Source organism: Streptomyces sp. NPDC055189, from assembly GCF_053606765.1.
In genome coordinates this window covers 257,871-276,632 of sequence record NZ_JBSGSG010000001.1, presented here as the reverse complement: position 1 = coordinate 276,632, position 18,762 = coordinate 257,871, and the positions used below count along the sequence as shown (strand labels likewise).

Below are 18,762 nucleotides of genomic sequence, written 5' to 3'. Positions count from 1 at the left end.
CCCGGGGCCCTTCGGCTGCCTGACCGCCCTACTGCCTGCACCAACCACGGCGAGTGCGTCTCGATAACGCGCTCAGATGCAGATCACGATCTTTCCGCGTGTGCGGCCGCGCTCGGCGTGCGCGTGGGCGTCGGCGATCTGCTCCAGGGGCCAGGTGTACTCGATGCGGGGTGTGTAGCGGCCCTGCCGGCCCAGTTCCGCGGCCGCGGACAGGAGGCCGGAGTCGTTCTCCGCGTTGACCACGTGGGTGCCCAGGCGCTGGCCGCCGGCGTGGTCGGCGACCGTCGCCACGCGCGTCGGGTCGCCCGTGATCGCGACGAGGTCCTCCAGGGATCCGGAGGCCGCGGTGTCGAGGGCGACGTCGATGCCGTGTGGAGCCAGAGCAGTCAGGCGCTGGGCGAGGCCGGGGCCGTAGGTGGTGGGGACGGCGCCGAGCGAGGTGAGGAACTCGTGGTTGCGTTCGCTTGCCGTCCCGATCACGGTGGCGCCCTGTGCCACGGCGATCTCGACCGCCGCGCTGCCCACGCCTCCGGCGGCGCCCTCGACCAGAAGGCGGCGTCCCGCCAGGGAGCCGAGCGCGTTCAGGCCGCGCATCGCGGTGACGGACGCGAGAGCGGCGCCCGCAGCCTGCGCGTCGTTCCAGGCGTCGGGGGTGTGGGCCCAGGCCGAGAGGATGACCAGCTCGGCGGTCGCGCCGGTGACGCCGCCCAGACCGAAGACGCGGTCGCCGATGCTCACCCCCTGCACTCCGTCACCGATTTCGTCGACCACACCGGCGGCGTCGCGCCCGGGAATGGCGGGCAGCTCCAGGGGAATCCACTGGCGCAGGGCGCCGGCGCGCAGCTTCCAGTCGATGGGATTGACGCTGGCCGCCGCGACGCGGACTCGGATCTCGCCGGGGCCGGGGCGGGGGTCGGTGACCTGCTCGATCACCAGGCTCTCCGCCGGGCCGTACTCGTGGAAGCGGGCTGCGCGCATGATGTTCTGCCTTGTCTGTACAGGTCGAGATGATGGTGTTCCTTCGACGCCCGTGCTCCGCACCGGAATACCTCCCGTTGCGCCGATGCTCGAGAAGGTATCCAGCGGGTCGGTCACCAGCTGGATACCAAGACCCGAACGGGAGACCCTCGATGCCGCAACGGCCGCCGCTGCCAGCCGACATGTTCGACGAACTGTGCCCCTCCTCGCTGCTGCCCTTCCGCTTCGGCGACAAATGGGCGGCCATGGTCCTGCGCTGCCTGGACGGCGGGCCGCGCCGATACTCCGAGCTGCGCGTACCGCTGCACCGCGTCACCCCGAAGGTACTCACCACCTCGCTGCGCAGCCTGGAGCAAAACGGGTTCATCTCCCGCACGGTCCACACCGACCCCAAATTGCGAGTCGAGTACGCGCTGACACCACTGGGCCGCAGCCTGCTGGAGCCGCTGGACGCCGCGTGCCAGTGGGCGACCGAGCACTGGGACGACCTGCTCGACGCCCGCGAGAACGGCGAGGACGCCGTCTCCCCTGCCCGCTGACCCCGACCCGCACCGTCGGCGCCTGCCGCACGGGAGGGCCGGCGCGTCCCCGTGGCGGGCGAGGCAGCGGCCGGGTGAAACCCAGCGCATTTTGACACGGCCTTGACAAACACGGGAGGGGTCGCCAGGATGCAAAGCGTTCGCACTTCTGCGCAATTTCCTGTACCGAATGCGTAATTCACGCATGCACCGGCACAGCAGGTCGTACTTCAGTACGCGCTCACCAGCACTCCCCCTCGCAGCCAGCGCGGCCGGCGCGCGCCCTGCCTGACACACCCCCAAGCGTCAGGAGGATGCCCCATGTCTCCACGCCCTCGTCCAGGGCCCACGTTGCTCACCGCACTCGCGCTCATGCTGTCCGGGCTCACCGCCACCGCGGCCGTCCCCGCGGGCGCAGACGCCCGGGGCATCCCGGCAGCCGACTACCAGCAGGTCCAACTGGCCACAGGCGCAGCCGAGTTGGGTGAGGCGATGTCCCTCACGGTGCTGCCCGACCGTTCGGTCCTGCATACCGCCAGGGACGGCACGCTCAGATACACCGACGCCGCCGGGAACACCACCCAGGCCGGAAAGCTGGACGTCTACACCCACGACGAGGAGGGGCTGCAAGGCATCTCCGCCGCCCCGGACTTCGCCTCCAGCCGCCAGGTGTACCTCTACTACTCGCCCAAGCTTGACACCCCTGCCGGCGATGCGCCGGCCACCGGAAGCGCCGCCGACTTCGAGCGGTGGAAGGGGCACCTGAACCTCTCCCGGTTCACCCTCAAGGCCGACAACACCCTCGACATGGCCAGCGAGAAGGTCGTACTCGAAGTGGCCAACGACCGCGGCCAGTGCTGCCATGTGGGCGGGGACATCGACTTCGACGCCGCCGGGAACCTGTATCTCACTACGGGCGACGACACCAACCCCTTCGACTCCTCCGGCTACGCGCCCATCGACGAACGGACCGACCGCAACCCGCAGTTCGACGCACAGCGCTCCTCGGGCAACACCAACGACCTGCGCGGCAAGGTGCTGCGCATCAAGCCGACGGCGGCCGGCGGCTACACCGTCCCCGCCGGCAATCTCTTCGCCCCCGGCACCGCGAACACCCGGCCCGAGATCTACGCGATGGGCTTTCGCAACCCGTTCCGCATGAGCGTCGACAAGAAGACCGGCGTCGTCTACCTCGGCGACTACGGACCCGACGCCGGCGGCGGCGACGCGAACCGGGGACCCGGCGGCCAGGTCGAGTTCGACCGCATCACGGCCCCGGGCAACTTCGGCTGGCCCTACTGCACCGGCACCAACACCAGCGCCGAGACGTACAACGCCTACGCCTTCCCCAGCGGCCCGTCCGGCGCCAAGTACGACTGCGCGGGCGGCCCGGCCAACGATTCGTTCCGCAACACCGGACGGTCCACCCTGCCCGCGGCACAGGCCAGTTGGATCAAGTACGGCTGGGAGGGATCACCCCCGGAGCTGGGCAGCGGCTCCGAGTCCCCCATGGGCGGCGAGGTCTACCGCTACGACCCTGATCTGCAATCGCCGGTGAAGTTCCCCCAGTCCCTCGACGGCCGCTTCCTGGCCACCGAGTACGGCCGCAAATGGATCAAGTCGATCGAGGTGAAGTCCGACGGATCCCGCGGCACCATCGAGGACTTCCCGTGGACCGGCACCCAGGTCATGGACAGCGACTTCGGCCCGGACGGCGCCCTGTACGTCCTGGACTACGGCACCGGAAGCAACAACCAGGCCCTGTACCGCATCGAATACCTCGGCGGAACCAACCGCAGCCCCATCGCCAAGGCCGCCGCGGACAAGACCTCCGGCGCCGTACCGCTGACCGTGCAGTTCTCCTCCGCGGGCAGCTCCGATCCCGAGGGGCAATCCCTCAGCTATGCCTGGGACTTCGGCGACGGATCCACCTCGACCCGGGCCAACCCCTCGCACACGTACACCGCGAAGGGGACCTACCGGCCGACGCTCACCGTCAAGGACCCCCAGGGCCTGACCGGCAGCGCCAGCCTCGTGGTGACCGCGGGCAACACCGCACCCACCGTGTCGTTGCGACAGCCCGCTGACGGAAAGCTGTTCTCCTTCGGCGACACCGTGCCCTTCGAGGTGTCGGTGAGCGATCCGGAAGACGGCACGATCGACTGCTCCAAGGTCAAGGTCACCTATCTCCTGGGCCACGACAGCCACTCGCACGCCATCACCTCCAAGAACGGCTGCAGCGGAAGCATCACGGTGCCGGCCGACGGCGAGCACGACAGCGCGGCCAATCTGTACGGGGTCTTCGACGCCGAGTACACCGACAAGGCCGGCCTGACCACCCACAACCGGCGGACCCTGCAGCCGCGCCACCGGCAGGCCGAGCACTTCACCGCCCAGTCGGGCATCCAGATCGCCGGGCACGGCAACGCGGAAGGCGCCAACACCGTCGGCTTCACCGACGACGGCGACTGGATCTCCTTCAAGCCCTACGCACTCGCCGACGCGAAGTCGTTCACCGCCCGCATCGCCTCGGGCGGCGCCGGGGGCACGATCGAGATCCGCGCCGGTTCACCGACCGGAACACAGCTCGGCTCGGTGGCCGTACCCATAACGGGCGGCTGGGAGAACTACCAGGACGTCACGGCAAACCTGTCGGGTGCGCCGTCGGGGACCACGGACCTCGTACTGGTCTTCAACGGGCCCAGCGGCCAGGGCAACCTCTTCGACGTCGACGCCTTCACCCTCGCCACCGCCGCGCAGAAGGGACGTCAACCATGAACAGCATGCACACAGTGCTCAGGCGGCTGCGCCGCCGACCGGCCGCTCTCGCCATCGCACTGGCCGCCGCGCTCACCATACCGATCACCGCGCCGAGCGGACCCGCGTCGGCCGCTGCCACGCAGGACGCCGGCCCCCGGGCCGACACGGCCGCCTATGACGTCCTCGTCTTCTCCAAGACGGCCGGCTTCCGCCACGACTCGATCCCGGCCGGCATCGACGCCCTGCGCGGCCTGGGCCAGGAGCAGGGCTTCACCGTCACCGCCACCGAGGACGCCACGGTCTTCAGCCCGGCGGGCCTCTCCGGCTACGAGGCCGTTGTCTTCCTCAGCACCACCGGCGATGTCCTCAACAGCTCCCAGCAAGATGCCCTGCAGTCCTACGTCGACTCCGGCGGCGGCTACGCCGGGGTGCACGCGGCGGCCGACACCGAGTACGACTGGCCCTACTACGGACAACTCGTGGGGGCCTGGTTCAAGAGCCATCCCGCCATTCAGCGGGCCACCGTGGTCAACGAGGACCGCAGCCACCCGGCGACCTCTCACCTGGGAGCCACCTGGTCCCGCACCGACGAGTGGTACAACTACCGCGCCAACCCCCGCTCCGGCGTCCACGTCCTGCAGAGCCTGGACGAATCGACCTACAGCGGCGGAGAGATGGCGGGCGATCACCCCATCACCTGGTGCCACGCGCAGGGCCAGGGCCGTTCCTTCTACACCGGACTCGGCCACACCGCCGAGTCCTACGCCGACCCCGACTTCCGCGCCCTGCTGCTCGGCGCGGTCCGCTACGCGGCGGGGCAGGCGCCCGGCGACTGCGCGCCTGATGCACCAGACACCACGGCGGAGGGCAGCGCACCCACATCGGCCGCGGGCGCGCAGAGAGCCGAACACCCTGGGGCGAGCGGCGGTCTCAGCGCCCGGACGGCGCAGAAGAAGGCCGTTGCGCAGGGGTCGCAGAACGTCCACCTCTTCTACTACCCGTGGTACGGAAGCCCTGCCGTGCACGGCAGTTGGCGCCACTGGTCCCAGGGCGGTCACACCCCGCCCGACGACATCGGGGCCGACTACTACCCGGCGCTCGGCCCCTACGACTCCGGTGACATGGACGGTGCCGTTGCCCGGCACATGAAGCAGGTCAAACAATCCGGCGCCGGAGTCATCGTCTACAGCTGGTGGGGCCGCGGCGGTTACGAGGACCAGCTCGCCCGGGGCGTCCTGGACGCGGCGGCCGAAGAAGGCATCAAGGTGGCCTGGCACCTGGAGCCGTATGCGGGACGTACCGCAACCTCCACGGTGTCCGACATCCAGTACATCAACCACACCTACGGCAGCCACCCCGCCTTCTACCGCTCCGCCGAGCACGGCGACAAAGCCGCGTTCTATGTCTTCGAGAGCCTGCGCATCACCGACTGGAGCGCCCTCGACGCGGTGACGGACAGCAGCATCGTGCTCGCCCAGACGACCGACACCACGAAGATCGCCCACTTCTCGGGGATGTACACCTACGACGGGATCGCGGGCGCCACCGCCCCCGGCTGGAAGCAGGCCGGCGACTACGCCCGCGCCCACAACCTGATCTGGGCCCCGTCGGTCGCCCCCGGCTACATCGACGACCGGGCGGTGCCCGGCAACACGACTCCCACCCTCGACCGCGCGAACGGAGCGGCCTACGACCGCCAGTGGAACAACGCCCTGGACCCGGCCATCGGCGGCTCGCCCGCCTGGGTGTCGGTGACCTCGTTCAACGAATGGCACGAGGGGAGCTCCATCGAGCCCGCCGACAGTACCCCGCCGCCCGGTCGCGGCTATCGGACCTTCGAAGGAGCTTACGGAAAGACGGGGACGGCGGCCGAGACCGCCTACCTGGACCGGACGGCCTACTGGGTGAACCGCTTCGAGGGCAGAAGAAGCCAACACCTGCCGGCCAGGGACGCCGACCGCCACCGCGCCGCCCGCCGGTAGCCAACCCCCGCCGCGGGACACGGCCTGCCACAGCCCCCGGAACGCGCCTACGGTTCCGGGGGCTTGTGCTGGGAAGAGACGGTGGCGGTGGCCGGTATGCCTACACCTCGATGTGCGCGCCCATGATGACCGTGCGCTCGCGGGGCAGGCTGAAGTGCTCGGCGGCGTCGGAGGTGATGTAGGAGGTGGCGATGAACAGCCGCTTGCGCCAGGGCGCCATGGTCGGTGCCTTCCCGCGGCGGAGCTCGATCTTCGACAGGAAGTAGGACGCCTGGTCCAGTTGCAGCGGCCCTTCGGTTTCGGCCGGGTCGAGCAGGGCCAGGGTGCCGGGCACGTCCGGTGTCTCCATGTACCCGAACCGGGCGGTGACGTGGATGATCCCGTCGTCGCCGTAGCCCAGGTCGTCGACGACGAGTCGCCGGTCGGCCGGGACGCGGGGCACCGGCTCGGTCTTCAGGCTGAGGATGACGACCTGCTGGTGGCGCACGTGGTTGTGTTCGACGTTGGCCCGCATGGCCAGGGGTGCGGTCTCCTTGCCCCGGTTGAGGAAGACGGCCGTGCCGGGGACCTGGCGGGTGACGGCCTCGCCGTTGCGCAGGGCGTCGACGAAGTCGGGCAGTGACCCCTCGGCGCGGGCCCGTTGCGCGGTGACCAGCTCGCGGCCGCGCTGCCAGGTCGTCATGACGGTGAACGCGGTGAGGCCGATCAGCAGCGGCAGCCACGCGCCGTGCACGAGCTTGGTCATGTTGGCCGCCACGAACAGCAGGTCCACGAACAGGAGCAGGCCGCCGCCGACGGCGAGCAGCCAGCGGGGCGTGCCCCACTTGGCGCGGGCGACGTAGAAAAACAGCAGGGTGGTGATGGTGATGGTTCCGGTGACCGCCATGCCGAAGGCGTAGGCCAGCGCCGCGGAGGAGCGGAAGGCGAAGACCAGGGTGAGGACCGAGAACATGAGCAGCCAGTTGATCCAGGGGACGTAGATCTGGCCGATGGTGGATTCGGAGGTGTGCGCGATGCGCAGCCTCGGCAGGTAGCCGAGCTGGGCGGCCTGGGAGGCCACCGAATAGGCGCCGGTGATCACCGCCTGGGAGGCGATCACGGTGGCTGCCGTCGCCAGCAGGACCATCGGCCAGCGCCCCCAGTCGGGCACGAGAAGGAAGAAAGGGCTGCTGATGCTGTCCGGATCGTTGAGGATCAGCGCGCCCTGGCCCAGGTAGCTCAGGACGCAGGCGGGCAGGACCAGCAGCAGCCAGCCCCGGGTGATCGCCCGGCGGCCGAAGTGCCCCATGTCGGCGTAGAGCGCCTCGGCGCCGGTGACCGCGAGCACGATCGCGGCCAGGGCGAAGAAAGCCGTACCCCAGTGACCGAACAGGAAGCCCAGCGCGTACGTCGGGGACAGCGCCCGCAGGATGCCCGGGTGGTCGGCGATACCGGCGACGCCGCAGGCGCCGATGGCCAGGAACCAGGCGATCATGACCGGTCCGAACACCCGGCCCACCGCCGCGGTTCCCCGGCGCTGCACCAGGAACAGCAGCACGATGATGACCGCGGTGATCGGCACGACCGCGCTCTCCAGCGACGGCTCGACGACCTTGAGCCCCTCGACCGCGGACAGCACCGAGATCGCCGGGGTGATCATGCTGTCGCCGAAGAACAGCGACGCACCGAAGATCCCGAGCGCGGCCAGTACGAGCGCGGCCCGGCGCCCGCGCTGTGAACTCCACCGGCGCAGCAGGGTGATCAGCGCCATGATGCCGCCCTCACCCTCGTTGTCGGCGCGCATCGCCAGCAGCACGTAGGTGAGCGTGACGATGATCATCACCGACCAGAACACCAGCGACACCACCCCGTACACGTTGTCCGTGGTGACCGGGACGGGGTGGGGATCGCTCGGGTTGAACACCGTCTGGAGGGTGTAGATCGGGCTGGTCCCGATGTCGCCGAAGACCACGCCCAGAGCGCCGACGACCACCGCGAGACGCACCACGTCGCGCCGGCCCGCCCGACCGGTCTCGGCTGCCCCCGTCTCCGGTGGCTCCGGTGCGGATCCGTCATCCGACGCACTTCCCTGCCGGTGACCGGCCATGCCGCTCCTCCTCCGTGCCGTCCGCCGAGCCGCGGACCAAGGCAACGGGGCGGACGATACCTCCCCCCTCCCCCAACCGTCGCCAGGCGGTGCCGCCTTGTCCCGAGCGCCACGTCAGGAACAATCACCGGCTCTGACCTGGATTGATCCAAGGGATCCGCGGTTGCTCCCGGACGGGGTGAGCAAGCTGAACGGTCCTCGCTAGAGCCGGGGCCCTGGAGGGGGACGTGCGCCTCCCGGGCCTCGGCGGTCAGTGTGCATCTCGCCGGTTACGGCTCGCGGACGCTACACGTCACGACCGCCTCGCCGGCCCGGCATCCGCGGGCCCCAACGGAGTCCGCCGCCGTGTGAGACGGGCCTCGACCTGCCTATATGCTCCCTGGCGTACCGATCGTTGTAGGAGGAAACAACCCTATGCCCGCGTTCAAGCGCACCGCCCTCACCCTGCTCGCCGCCACCGCTGTCGCCGGCACCACGCTGGCCACCGCCACCACGGCCTCCGCGGCGAACTACCACTGCAAGAGCAGCAAGGCCTCCGTCGACAACCCGTCGTACACCGGCCCTTGGGCGGATAACTACAACTTCACCGTCAAGCTGTGCGCCAAGCGTTCCGGCGGCTACATCTACACCAACGCCAAGATTGACTTCGAGGGGCCCGTTTCGTACGTCAACCAGACGGACGTGCTCGACGCCGCCCGCTTCCACCTCCAGACCAAGAAGTCGGTCTCCGGCACCGACCCGGTCGTGAAGTCGGCGAACTACACCGGCCTGGAGTACAAGCTGGAGCACGGCAACACCGCCGGCAACGGGTCGTACACGACCGGGACGATCAAGTACAAGGCAGGCTCGGGCCGCTACCTCGCCGACGGATACATCCAGCTGGACTGGAACAGGGACGGCAAGGGCTACCGCAACACCCACTTCACCGCCTCCCCGACCGTCTAGACGCCGGCCGAACTCCCCCACCCGCAGGGCGCCCGGAGCGCCCGGCGGGTGTCTCCCCGCCAGCCGGAACGGCCCCCGCCGGCGCGGTTTCGCGCAGGCACCTGAGGATCCCGAATCAACGGCTGCGTGATCCAGCTGCCAAAACGCATGCGACGAGTGATGCCCCGGCCAGGACGACGAAGAGTGCCGGGTAGCCGCCGAGTTCCGCTGCCAGTGCCGCGCCGGCGAACGGGGCCAGCGCACCGGCCACCGTGACCGGTGCTGCCAGGAGTCCGGAGAGGCGGCCGTAGTAAGCGGCGCCCCAGCGGTCAGTGACCGCGGTGGCTTGAAGGAGGGTGAGGTTGCCGCGCACCATGCCGGCGAGCACCGCCAGCATCACGAGGAGCGGGATCGGTCCCGGAACGAGGCCGAGAGCCGCCGTTGTCGCGCCGGCCAGCGCGATGAGTACGACGGTGCGGGTGGTGGCTTCTGTGCGGCGGGCGAGGGTTGCGTACAGGGTGCGGCCGAGAGTCTGGCCCGCTCCGCCCAGGCCGAGTGCCCATGCCGCGGCGGAGGGGCTCGCGCCGCGTTCCGTCAGGAGCGGCACAAGCGCGATGACGACCGCGTAGATCGCGAAGCCGTTGAGGGTGAGGGTCGCGGTCAGCAGCAGGAAGGGGCGACTGCGGGTGATCGATTTAGTGGTCGCCGTTTCACGGTCGACGTGTGGTGCGGGAGTCGGAGGCCAGGGTGCCCGCAGGGCGAGGGCGTGGGCCGGGATGGTGACGGCGGCCAGGATCAGGGCCAGGAGGGCGTAGGTCGTGCGCCAGTCGAAGTGCGCGGCAAGGGCGGCCGTGAGCGGGGCGAAGACGGTGGAGGCCAGGCCCCCGGCGAGGGTGACGGCGGTCAGGGCGCGGATTCTCTGCTCGCCCCACCAGCGGGTGAGGGCGGCGAACGCCGGCTGGTAGAAGGTGGCGGCCATCGCGGCCCCGGCCAGCAGCCAGGCGGCGGTGAACGCGGCGAGGTTGGGCGCATAAGCGATCGCGAGGATCGCGGCGACCGCCAGCACCGATCCGGCGGTCATCACGGCGCGCGGCCCCCGCTGGTCAAGGACGCGGCCCACCGGTATGCCGACCAGCGCGGAGACCAGCAGGGCTGCGGAGAACGCGGCGGTCGTGGAGGTCGCCGGCCAGCCGGCGTCCGCCGTGATACGGGAGTTGAGCACCGGGAAGGCGTAGTAGACGACGCCCCAGCTGGTGATCTGGGTGGCGCACAGCGCGGGCAGCACGGCGCGCGGCCGCGACCGTCCCGGAGGCGCTGTTCCGGTGCCGGCCGCGCTCGTGTCGGCGTCGGGCACGCCGGTCAGCAGCCGCCCGACGCGGCGGCCGGGGCGCCGACGCCGATCTGCAGGGTGGACGGTGTCGCGCAGCAGCCGCCGCCATCGGTCTCGGCCTGCGGTGCGGACTCGTCGAAGAGGCCCGCGCCTCCGCAGACCCCGGTCTCCGGCAGGGTCAACTCCACGCGCTCGGCGGCCTCCTGGTCACCGGCGATCGAGGCGGCGATGGAGCGGACCTGCTCGTAGCCGGTCATGGCCAGGAAGGTCGGGGCGCGTCCGTAGGACTTCATGCCGACCAGGTAGACGTCCTTCTCCGGGTGGGAGAGCTCGCCCACGCCGTGCGGGTAGACGGTGCCGCAGGAGTGCTGGTTGGGGTCGATTAGCGGGGCCAGGTCGACCGGGGCCTGGAGGCGCTCGTCCAGGCCCAGGCGCAGCTCGCTCAGGAAAGACAGGTCGGGGCGGAAGCCTGTCAGGACGATGACCTCGTCGACTGGGTCGAGGCGGCGCCCGTCCTCGGCCACAAGGACCAGCTGTTCGCCGCTTGGCTCGACGGCGTCGGTGCGGAAGCCGGTGACGGCGTCGGCGTGGCCGTTGTCCACGGCGGCCTTGGCCGCCAGGCCGAGCGCGCCGCGGGCGGGCAGCTGGTCGGCTTCGCCGCCGCCGAAGGTCGAGCCGCTGATACCGCGGCGCAGGACCCACACCGCGTGGGTGTCGGGGGCGTCCTCGGCGAGGTCGGCCAGGTAGGCGAGGGCGGTGAAGGCGGAGGCGCCGGAGCCGATGACCGCGGTGCGCTTGCCCGTGTAACGGGCGCGTACGGAGGGGTTCTTGAGGTCGGGTACGCGGTAGGAGATGTGCTCGGCTGCGGTGCGCTCGCCGAGGGCGGGCAGGCCGTCGCCGCCGATCGGGCCGGGGGTGGACCAGGTGCCGGAAGCGTCGATGACCGCGCGGGCCAGGAGGCGCTGTTCGCTGCCGTCGGCGTTCTCGATGCGCACGGTGAAGGGCTGCTGCTCGCGGTCGGCGTCCACGACGCGGTCGCGGCCCTGGCGGGAGACGCCGGTGACCGTCGCGCCGAAGCGGACCCGGTCACCCAGGACGTCGGCCAGCGGCTGCAGATACGTCGTCGCCCAGTCGCCGCCGCTCGGATAGGTGTCGCCGTCCGGCTTGACCCAGCCGGTGGGGGCCAGGAGCTTCTCGGCGGCGGGGTCGACGACTTCGCCCCAGGTGGAGAACAGGCGCACGTGGCTCCACTCGCGCACGGCCGCTCCGGCGCTGTCGCCCGCTTCCAGCACGAGGGGGTCGATGCCGCGCTCGACGAGGTGGGCGGCGGCGGCCAGTCCGATGGGGCCGGCTCCGATGACGACGACGGGAAGCTGCTGGGTGCTCATGATGCTCGGTCTCCTCAAAAGCAGGGCTAAAAAGGTCAGCGCGTGGAGGTGAGAGCTGCCGACCGGGTGCGCCGCCCTGTTCGGGCGGCAGTCACGACGACTCCTTGTTTCGACGTCTGTCGATGTACGGAGCTTGCCACTGGTATCGATGAGTGTCAACATAGACGTATGTCGAAGTCGAAGATTGCCGAACTGCCGGTGCTGGACACCGAGGCCGTGGTGCCGTGCTGCCCGCCGATCACCGCCGGGGAGTTGTCGTCCGAGGACGCCGAGCGGATGGCCGCGATGTTCAAGGCGCTGTCCGACCCGGTGCGGCTGCGCCTGTTCTCCAAGGTCGCCTCACATCCGGGCGGCGAGGCGTGCGTGTGCGACATCTCCGACGTCGGCGTCTCGCAGCCGACCGTCTCCCACCACCTGAAGAAGCTCAAGGACGCCGGCCTGCTGACCTCCGAGCGGCGCGGCACCTGGGTCTACTACCAGGTCGCCCCGTCCGTCGTGGCCGCGATGTCCGCCATGCTCGACCTGCGCGCCTGACCGCAGGGCCGCCTGTGCGGCCGGTGCGGCCGGTCAGCCGCAGCCCGGAGGCGTTCGCCGGGCGGCGGGTCGTGGTGGTCGGCGGCGGCAACTCGGCGATCCAGATCGCTGCCGAGCTCGGCGCGGTCGCCGGCACCACGCTGGCCACCCGGCGGCCGATCGGCTGGACACCCCAGCGCCCGCTGGGCCGCGATCTGCACTGGTGGCTCAAGCACACCCGGCTCGACGTGGCCCCCATCCGGCGCCTGCTGGCGAAGGTCCCGGTCTCGGTCCTCGACGACGGCCGCTATCGCACCGCCCTCGAGCGGCACGGCGTCGACCGGCGGGATATGTTCACCCGCCTCACGGCCGAGGGTGTCATCTGGGCCGACGGAACGAAGGAAGCAGTGGACGCCGTCATCCTGGCGACCGGCTACCGCCCCGCCTTCCCTTATCTCACCGACAGCGGCGCCCTGGGCCCGGACGGCCGGCCCCTGCACCGCGGCGGCATCGCCACCACCGTGCCCGGACTCGGCATCGTCGGCATGGAGTTCCAGCGCAGCTTCTCCTCCAAGACGCTGCGCGGGGTCGGCCGCGACGCCGGACACGTGCTGTCCCGCCTGCGCCGCCCCACCGCGTAGCCGCCCGGCGGGCAGGACCTGCGATCTCAGCGGCGGCCCGCCCCGGCCCTTGGCGGCAGGCACCCTTGCTCAGCTGCAGCAGGAGCTCCGACCGGGTGCTGCGGTGGCCACCGCCGCCACGGCGCCCTGCGGCTTGAGCGCGCGCACGATCGCGGAGTGCATGCCGTCGGCGACCGGGTGGGACGGGACGACCTCCACGTCGGTGAATCCGGCGGCTTCCAGGCCCTGCCGGTATTCGGCAAAGGACAGCGCTCCGGCGATGCACCCGACATAGTTGCCGCGCTCGGCTCGCTCCGCGGGAGAGAGGCAGTCCTCGGCAACGACGTCCGAGATGCCGATCCGGCCGCCGGGTGCCAGCACACGGAACATCTCGGCGAAGACGGCCGGCTTGTCCACGGACAGGTTGATCACACAGTTGGAGATCACGACGTCGATCGTCCCGGCGGGCAGCGGCACCGACTCGATCGTGCCCTTGAGGAACTCGACGTTGGTGGCTTCGGCCTTCTTCGCGTTGGCCAGTGCGAGGGCGAGCATCTCCTCGGTCATGTCCAGGCCGTACGCCCTGCCCGTCCGGCCGACCCGGCGGGCAGAGAGCAGCACATCGATGCCGCCGCCCGAGCCGAGATCCAACACCCGCTCACCCTCGCGCAGTTCCGCGACGGCAAGCGGATTGCCGCAGCCGAGGGAGGCCGCGACAGCCTCCCCGGGCAGGGCATCGCGCTCGGCTGTCCCGTACAGGCCGGAGCCGAAGTTCGCATCGATCTCGGGCGCCCGGGGACCGCAGCAGGCCGTGCCGCCGTCCATGACCTTCTGGGCTGCGGCGGCGTACCCGGCGCGGACGCTCTCGCGGAGGTCGGACTGCTCGCTCATGAGGGTCCCCTTCCCTGCATCGAAGACTGTGGAATCAACCCTCCTCTCTGAATAGATGTCCGTCAACATAGAGGAGCGTCGAATCACGTGCGGCGCCGCCCGCGTCCGGCTCAGGACGTCAGGAGCAGCGCGACGTCACGGGCCATTTCGCGGGCGGGGCGGCCGACGCCGATCAGGGTCGCGGAGGCCGGTCCGGTCCAGTCGCCGTAGCCGAGCAGATGCACGCGGGGATCTCCTACGGCGCGGGTGCCCGCAGTCGCGATCCGCCCGCGCGGTCCGCGCAGACCCAGCGGGGCCAGGTGGGACAGGGCGGGCCGAAAGCCGGTACACCAGATCACCGCGTCCGCGCGAGCCGACGTCCCGTCGGTCCATTCCACTCCGCCGCCGGTCAAACGCCGGAACATGGGCTGGGCCTTCAGGAGTCCGCCATCGCGCGCCGCACGGACCGGCGGGACAGCGACGATGTCGCCGAGCGAGGCCACTCCGCCGGTGCCGGTCCGGCCCGCGTCGAGGGCACGGCGGCGGGCGGTCGCGGCGTCGAACAGGGCGCGCCCGTCGATGTCGTCGGCCAGGAACCGCGGCGGACGCTGGGTGACCCAGGTCAACTCGACGCCGGCCAGGGCCAGGTCGGCGGCAATCTGCGCGCCGGAGTTGCCTCCGCCCACCACGACGACCCGCTGACCGGCGAAGTCGGCCGCACTGCGGTAGCCGACCGTGTGCAGCTGGCGGCCGGTGAACAACTCACGGCCCGCGACCGCGGGCAGGAAGGGCCGCCACCAGGTGCCGGTCGCCGAGACGACCGCCCGCGCCGACCAGGTGCCCGCATCCGTCTCCACGCGCAGCCGCTCACCTTCGGGGCGTACCGCACTGACCCGGACCGGGCGCTGTACGGGCAGGTCGTAGCGCTGCTCGTAGTCGGCCAGGTAGTCCACGACGTGTCCGGCGTCCGGGTACTCCTCGCCGCTCTGGGCGGGCACCAGCCGACCGGGCAGGGAGGAGAACGCAGCCGGGGAGAACAGGTGCAGCGAGTCCCAGGTGTGCCGCCAGGCGCCGCCCGGATGGTTCTGGGCGTCGAGGATGACGAAGTCGAGCTTCTGCCGGCGCAGGTGGTAGCCGGCGGCGAGCCCGGCCTGCCCGCCGCCGATCACCACCACATCCGCCGTGTGTGTCACGGTGCCGTCGTCAGCGCTTGGGCGGAGAACTTCTTGCGCCAGGCCAGGGCTACGTACACCAGGCCGATCAGGACGGGGACTTCGATGAGCGGTCCCACGACTCCGGACAGGGCCTGGCCGGACGTGACGCCGAAGGTGGCGATGGCGACTGCGATGGCCAGCTCGAAGTTGTTGCCCGCGGCCGTGAACGCGAGGGTCGCGGTGCGGTCGTAGGCCAGACCGAGGCCCTTGCCCAGCAGGAACGTGCCGAAGAACATGATCGCGAAGTACACGAGCAGCGGCAGGGCGATGCGGACGACGTCGACCGGCTGGGAGGTGATCGTCTTTCCCTGCAGCGCGAAGAGGATGACGATCGTGAAGAGCAGGCCGTAGAGCGCCCACGGGCCGATCTTCGGAAGGAAGTTGGACTCGTACTTCTCCCGGCCCATCTTCTTCTCGCCGATGCGGCGGGTGAGGAATCCGGCAAGCAGCGGGACGCCGAGGAAGATGACGACGTTCAGTGCGATCTTCCACATGGAGATGTCGAGTTTCTCGCCGTCGCCCAGGCCCAGCCAGCCCGGCAGCAGGTCGAGGTAGAGCCAGCCCAGCAGGCCGAAGGCGATGACCTGGAAGACGGAGTTCAGGGCGACCAGGACGGCGGCGGCCTCGCGGTCACCGCAGGCCAGGTCGTTCCAGATGATGACCATGGCGATGCAGCGGGCGAGCCCAACGATGATCAGGCCGGTGCGGTACTCGGGCAGGTCCGGCAGGAAGATCCAGGCGAGCGCGAACATGACCGCCGGGCCGACGATCCAGTTGATGACCAGCGAGGACGCCATCAGCTTGCGGTCGCCGGTGACCGTGTCGAGCCTGTCGTAGCGCACCTTGGCGAGGACCGGATACATCATGATCAGCAGGCCGATGGCGATCGGCAGGGAGATGCCGCCGATCTCGACCTTGGCGAGCGCGTCGTTCATTCCCGGGATCAACCTGCCGAGGCCCAGGCCGACGGCCATCGCGATGAGGATCCACACGGCCAGGTAGCGGTCCAGGGTGGAGAGCTTGGCGACGATGCCGTCGCCGGAGGGCGCCGTTTCCTGGTCGCTGTACGGCGTGGTGTCGGTGCGGCTCATCAGCAGGCCCTCTTGTTGTCGGCCGCGGTGCGGGCGGAGGCGGCCAGCTCGGCGAACTGCTCGGAGAGCGTGGCCAGGACCTCGGGGCGCAGCCTGTAGTAGGTGAAGCGGCCGCACGGTTCGGTCTCCACCAGACCGGCCTCGCGCAGCACCTTCATGTGGTTGGAGAGGTTGGTCTGCTTGGCGCCGGTCTCCTCCACCAGGTGCGTCGTACAGAGCGTCTCCCGGGCGAGCAGGGTCACGATTTGCAGGCGGAGCGGGTCACCGAGCACCCGGATCACATCAGCGTCGACTGAAGTCAGCATGCACTGATACTGTCACATCATTCGGAGCTGATACCAGTCCACGATGATTCGTCGGGAGGTTCCCTCATGACCGCCTCGCCCCTCCCGCTCTTCCCCGACGAGCGGCTGTCCGCCGGGGTGGCCCGCCTCGCCTCCCGGCATACGGGCCGCTTCTCCGTGGAGACCGTGCAGTTGCTGCTTACGGACTCCTACCGGCGCCTTGCCGAACACTCCCGCGTGCGTACGCATCTGGTGGTGCTCTCCGAACGCCTCACCGGTGAACGTCTGGACGCCCTGGCTCACGCCGAGCGCACACCGGGCGGCGGGCCGCCTCGGGTGCTGTTCGTCTGCAGCCACAACGCCGGGCGCTCACAGATGGCGGCTGCGCTCCTGACTCATCGCGCGGGTGACCGGGTGACGGTGTCCTCCGCCGGCACGGATCCGGCCGAGGCGGTGGAGCGGGGCGTGGTCCAGGCCCTGGTCGAGGCGGGCGTGGATCTCGCCGACGCCTACCCCAAGCCGCTGACCGACGAGGTGGTCCATGCCGCCGACATCGTCATCACGATGGGCTGCGGAGACGCCTGCCCCGTCGTCGAGGGCCGCCGCTATCTGGACTGGCCGGTGGCGGACCCCGGCGGCGCGCCCATCGCCGTCATCCGCTCCATCCGCGATGCGATCGACACACACATCACCGCCCTGCTCGACACCCTGCCAGAGGTCTGAACATCCACTCCCAAGCCACCTGTTGACCGCTCATTGCCTGTGAAGGAAGACCTCATGACCACCACTCCCCTCGCCTCCGTGCTCTTCGTCTGCGTCCACAACGCCGGGCGCTCGCAGATGGCCGCCGGATTCCTCAACCACCTCGCGGGCGACCGGATCAAGGTCCGCTCCGCCGGTTCGATCCCCGGCGACCAGATCAACCCGGCCGCGGTCGAGGCCATGAAGGAGGCCGGCATCGACATCTCCGCCCAGAAGCCGAAGATCCTGACCACCGAGGCCGTCCAGGCCTCCGACTACGTCATCACCATGGGCTGCGGCGACGCCTGCCCCATCTTCCCCGGCAAGAAGTATCTCGACTGGGCACTGGAAGACCCGGCCGGCCAGGGAGTCGACGCCGTGCGCCCCATCCGCGACGAGATCAAGACCCGCGTCGAGGCCCTCATCGCCGAAATCGACACCCAGCAGATCGCGTGAGCAGCCCCTACGTCCGGCGTCCCCTTCGAGGTCGGTACGACTGACGGTCCGGCCTGGCACGGCCGCTCAAGGCGCTCCCGAACCCGCCCGTCCGAATAAGCTGAAGGAGGCCGGGCTGCTCGCCTCCAATCGTCGTGGCACGCGGGGCCCTTACTGTGTCGGGCTATCGGCTCTCGCCGCGGTGGGGGGCAGGTGCCGGGCGCTGCCCGGAAAGGCTGGTGAGTCCGATGAGTACTCCGTCGCTGGACCGTCAGGCGATTCACGAGGAACTGGAGCGGGCCCGTAGGACGTTCCACCAACTCCTCGACGACGCGAGCGATGCCGACTTGCGCCGGGCCACCGAAGGCACCCGGTGGACCAATGAGCAGCTGCTGTTCCACATGCTGTTCGGCTACATCCTCATCCGGCCGCTGCTGACCCTGCTGCGGATCTTCGGCCGGCTGCCGCGCTGCGTCGGCCAGGTCTTCGCCCGACTCCTCAACGCCGGAACCAAACCCTTCGACGTCGTCAACTACCTCGGCCCCGTGGGCGGCGCGAGACTCCTGGGGCGACGCCGCATGAAAACCGCGTTCGACCGCATGATCGCGTTCCTGCACCACCGGCTCGACGCCGAACGGGAGCGCGACTTCGCGCTCGCCATGCCCTACCCCACCCGCTGGGATCCGTTCTTCCACGACGTCATGACCGTCGCGGACCTCTACCGCTATCCGCTCCAGCACTTCGAATTCCATCGCCGCTAGCTCACCCTGGCCGACAAGGGCCGCTGATCGAGGGAAGGCTCCGACCTCGCAGCCGCCCAGCCATGGCGGACAGAAACGCGCTGACAAGGCCACGGCGCACGGCATCCCGCGCAGGGTCCGTAGGCGCTCGCAGCCCACGCCACCGCCCGGCGCAGACACGAGCGGTAAGCAACCACGAGGCGGCGCAGCACGTTCCGACGGCCCTGCCAAGCAATGCACGGCTGCCGTGCGTATTCAGGTGCCGTGCGTAGTCAGGACGGGCGGCGG

At 70.2% G+C, this 18,762-nt stretch carries 17 protein-coding genes; 9 read left to right on the top strand and 8 right to left on the bottom strand.

The features are described from left to right. Positions 1 to 72 precede the first annotated feature (72 nt). Positions 73 to 978, bottom strand: a complete 906-nt coding sequence (locus tag ACWFR3_RS01240; protein ID WP_453732417.1) for an NADP-dependent oxidoreductase — start codon at positions 976 to 978, stop codon at positions 73 to 75. Positions 979 to 1,130: 152 nt separating this feature from the next. Here ACWFR3_RS01240 and ACWFR3_RS01235 point away from each other — a divergent pair, with 152 nt between their 5' ends. From ACWFR3_RS01235 to ACWFR3_RS01225, 3 genes are all read left to right on the top strand, one after another. Beyond that, positions 1,131 to 1,517 (top strand): winged helix-turn-helix transcriptional regulator, encoded by a 387-nt coding sequence (locus ACWFR3_RS01235; protein WP_453732416.1) that lies wholly within the window; start codon positions 1,131 to 1,133, stop codon positions 1,515 to 1,517. 300 nt (positions 1,518 to 1,817) lie between these two features. Continuing rightward, complete coding sequence (locus ACWFR3_RS01230; RefSeq protein ID WP_453732415.1) at positions 1,818 to 4,274, top strand: carbohydrate-binding protein; 2,457 nt, start codon at positions 1,818 to 1,820, stop codon at positions 4,272 to 4,274. Between the two features lie 5 nt (positions 4,275 to 4,279). Further along, on the top strand, positions 4,280 to 6,238 hold the full coding sequence (locus ACWFR3_RS01225) for a ThuA domain-containing protein (protein ID WP_453732414.1): 1,959 nt from the start codon (positions 4,280 to 4,282) through the stop codon (positions 6,236 to 6,238). Between the two features lie 100 nt (positions 6,239 to 6,338). On the opposite strand, the gene ACWFR3_RS01220 is transcribed toward ACWFR3_RS01225, so the two are convergent. Beyond that, positions 6,339 to 8,324, bottom strand: coding sequence for a potassium transporter Kup (locus ACWFR3_RS01220; RefSeq protein WP_453732413.1), 1,986 nt, complete (start codon positions 8,322 to 8,324; stop codon positions 6,339 to 6,341). 414 nt (positions 8,325 to 8,738) lie between these two features. On the opposite strand from ACWFR3_RS01220, the gene ACWFR3_RS01215 reads away from it, so the two are divergent. After that, positions 8,739 to 9,269, top strand: coding sequence for a hypothetical protein (locus tag ACWFR3_RS01215; RefSeq protein WP_453732412.1), 531 nt, complete (start codon positions 8,739 to 8,741; stop codon positions 9,267 to 9,269). Positions 9,270 to 9,384: 115 nt separating this feature from the next. Here ACWFR3_RS01215 and ACWFR3_RS01210 read toward each other — a convergent pair whose 3' ends face one another. Both ACWFR3_RS01210 and ACWFR3_RS01205 read right to left on the bottom strand, forming a co-directional pair. Next, entirely contained in the window at positions 9,385 to 10,602 is a 1,218-nt protein-coding gene (locus ACWFR3_RS01210) for an MFS transporter (protein ID WP_453732411.1), read from the bottom strand. Positions 10,603 to 10,607: 5 nt separating this feature from the next. Beyond that, the gene (locus ACWFR3_RS01205) at positions 10,608 to 11,966 is read right to left on the bottom strand and encodes an FAD-dependent oxidoreductase (RefSeq protein WP_453732410.1); all 1,359 of its coding nucleotides are present in this window, start codon (positions 11,964 to 11,966) and stop codon (positions 10,608 to 10,610) included. Positions 11,967 to 12,134: 168 nt separating this feature from the next. Here ACWFR3_RS01205 and ACWFR3_RS01200 point away from each other — a divergent pair, with 168 nt between their 5' ends. Then, complete coding sequence (locus tag ACWFR3_RS01200; RefSeq protein WP_453732409.1) at positions 12,135 to 12,500, top strand: ArsR/SmtB family transcription factor; 366 nt, start codon at positions 12,135 to 12,137, stop codon at positions 12,498 to 12,500. Positions 12,501 to 12,523: 23 nt separating this feature from the next. After that, positions 12,524 to 13,120 (top strand): hypothetical protein, encoded by a 597-nt coding sequence (locus ACWFR3_RS01195; protein ID WP_453732408.1) that lies wholly within the window; start codon positions 12,524 to 12,526, stop codon positions 13,118 to 13,120. A gap of 69 nt (positions 13,121 to 13,189) precedes the next feature. Here the strand turns inward: ACWFR3_RS01195 and arsM are convergent, their stop codons facing one another. From arsM to ACWFR3_RS01175, 4 genes are all read right to left on the bottom strand, one after another. After that, positions 13,190 to 13,990 carry an arsenite methyltransferase gene (gene arsM, locus ACWFR3_RS01190; RefSeq protein ID WP_453732407.1) on the bottom strand — a complete coding sequence of 267 codons (801 nt, stop codon included), beginning with the start codon at positions 13,988 to 13,990 and terminating at the stop codon, positions 13,190 to 13,192. A 110-nt stretch (positions 13,991 to 14,100) separates the two neighbouring features. Further along, positions 14,101 to 15,162 carry an ArsO family NAD(P)H-dependent flavin-containing monooxygenase gene (locus tag ACWFR3_RS01185; protein WP_453732406.1) on the bottom strand — a complete coding sequence of 354 codons (1,062 nt, stop codon included), beginning with the start codon at positions 15,160 to 15,162 and terminating at the stop codon, positions 14,101 to 14,103. After that, entirely contained in the window at positions 15,159 to 16,274 is a 1,116-nt protein-coding gene (arsB, locus tag ACWFR3_RS01180; RefSeq protein WP_453732405.1) for an ACR3 family arsenite efflux transporter, read from the bottom strand. Before arsB ends, ACWFR3_RS01185 begins: the two co-directional genes overlap by 4 nt. Continuing rightward, positions 16,274 to 16,579, bottom strand: coding sequence for an ArsR/SmtB family transcription factor (locus ACWFR3_RS01175; RefSeq protein ID WP_453732404.1), 306 nt, complete (start codon positions 16,577 to 16,579; stop codon positions 16,274 to 16,276). The genes arsB and ACWFR3_RS01175 overlap by 1 nt, the downstream gene beginning before the upstream one ends. Positions 16,580 to 16,645: 66 nt before the next feature. Between ACWFR3_RS01175 and ACWFR3_RS01170 the strand changes: the two genes are divergently transcribed. The 3 genes from ACWFR3_RS01170 to ACWFR3_RS01160 all read left to right on the top strand — a co-directional run bounded on the left by ACWFR3_RS01170 (position 16,646) and on the right by ACWFR3_RS01160 (position 18,495). Further along, a complete protein-coding gene (locus ACWFR3_RS01170) occupies positions 16,646 to 17,281 on the top strand; it encodes an arsenate-mycothiol transferase ArsC (RefSeq protein WP_453732403.1) in 636 nt (211 codons plus the stop codon). A 54-nt stretch (positions 17,282 to 17,335) separates the two neighbouring features. Further along, complete coding sequence (locus tag ACWFR3_RS01165) at positions 17,336 to 17,755, top strand: arsenate reductase ArsC (protein WP_453732402.1); 420 nt, start codon at positions 17,336 to 17,338, stop codon at positions 17,753 to 17,755. Positions 17,756 to 17,982: 227 nt separating this feature from the next. Beyond that, positions 17,983 to 18,495, top strand: coding sequence for a DinB family protein (locus ACWFR3_RS01160; RefSeq protein WP_453732401.1), 513 nt, complete (start codon positions 17,983 to 17,985; stop codon positions 18,493 to 18,495). Positions 18,496 to 18,762: the final 267 nt, after the last annotated feature.

Coding starts and splice junctions, on each gene's coding strand:
- ACWFR3_RS01200 (WP_453732409.1), top strand. CDS start 12,135: ATGTCGAAGTCGAAGATTGCCGAACTGCCGGTGCTGGACACCGAGGCC.
- arsB (WP_453732405.1), bottom strand. CDS start 16,274: ATGAGCCGCACCGACACCACGCCGTACAGCGACCAGGAAACGGCGCCC.
- ACWFR3_RS01230 (WP_453732415.1), top strand. CDS start 1,818: ATGTCTCCACGCCCTCGTCCAGGGCCCACGTTGCTCACCGCACTCGCG.
- ACWFR3_RS01220 (WP_453732413.1), bottom strand. CDS start 8,324: ATGGCCGGTCACCGGCAGGGAAGTGCGTCGGATGACGGATCCGCACCG.
- ACWFR3_RS01240 (WP_453732417.1), bottom strand. CDS start 978: ATGCGCGCAGCCCGCTTCCACGAGTACGGCCCGGCGGAGAGCCTGGTG.
- ACWFR3_RS01165 (WP_453732402.1), top strand. CDS start 17,336: ATGACCACCACTCCCCTCGCCTCCGTGCTCTTCGTCTGCGTCCACAAC.
- ACWFR3_RS01175 (WP_453732404.1), bottom strand. CDS start 16,579: ATGCTGACTTCAGTCGACGCTGATGTGATCCGGGTGCTCGGTGACCCG.
- ACWFR3_RS01215 (WP_453732412.1), top strand. CDS start 8,739: ATGCCCGCGTTCAAGCGCACCGCCCTCACCCTGCTCGCCGCCACCGCT.
- ACWFR3_RS01160 (WP_453732401.1), top strand. CDS start 17,983: ATGAGTACTCCGTCGCTGGACCGTCAGGCGATTCACGAGGAACTGGAG.
- ACWFR3_RS01235 (WP_453732416.1), top strand. CDS start 1,131: ATGCCGCAACGGCCGCCGCTGCCAGCCGACATGTTCGACGAACTGTGC.
- ACWFR3_RS01170 (WP_453732403.1), top strand. CDS start 16,646: ATGACCGCCTCGCCCCTCCCGCTCTTCCCCGACGAGCGGCTGTCCGCC.
- arsM (WP_453732407.1), bottom strand. CDS start 13,990: ATGAGCGAGCAGTCCGACCTCCGCGAGAGCGTCCGCGCCGGGTACGCC.
- ACWFR3_RS01205 (WP_453732410.1), bottom strand. CDS start 11,966: ATGAGCACCCAGCAGCTTCCCGTCGTCGTCATCGGAGCCGGCCCCATC.
- ACWFR3_RS01225 (WP_453732414.1), top strand. CDS start 4,280: ATGCACACAGTGCTCAGGCGGCTGCGCCGCCGACCGGCCGCTCTCGCC.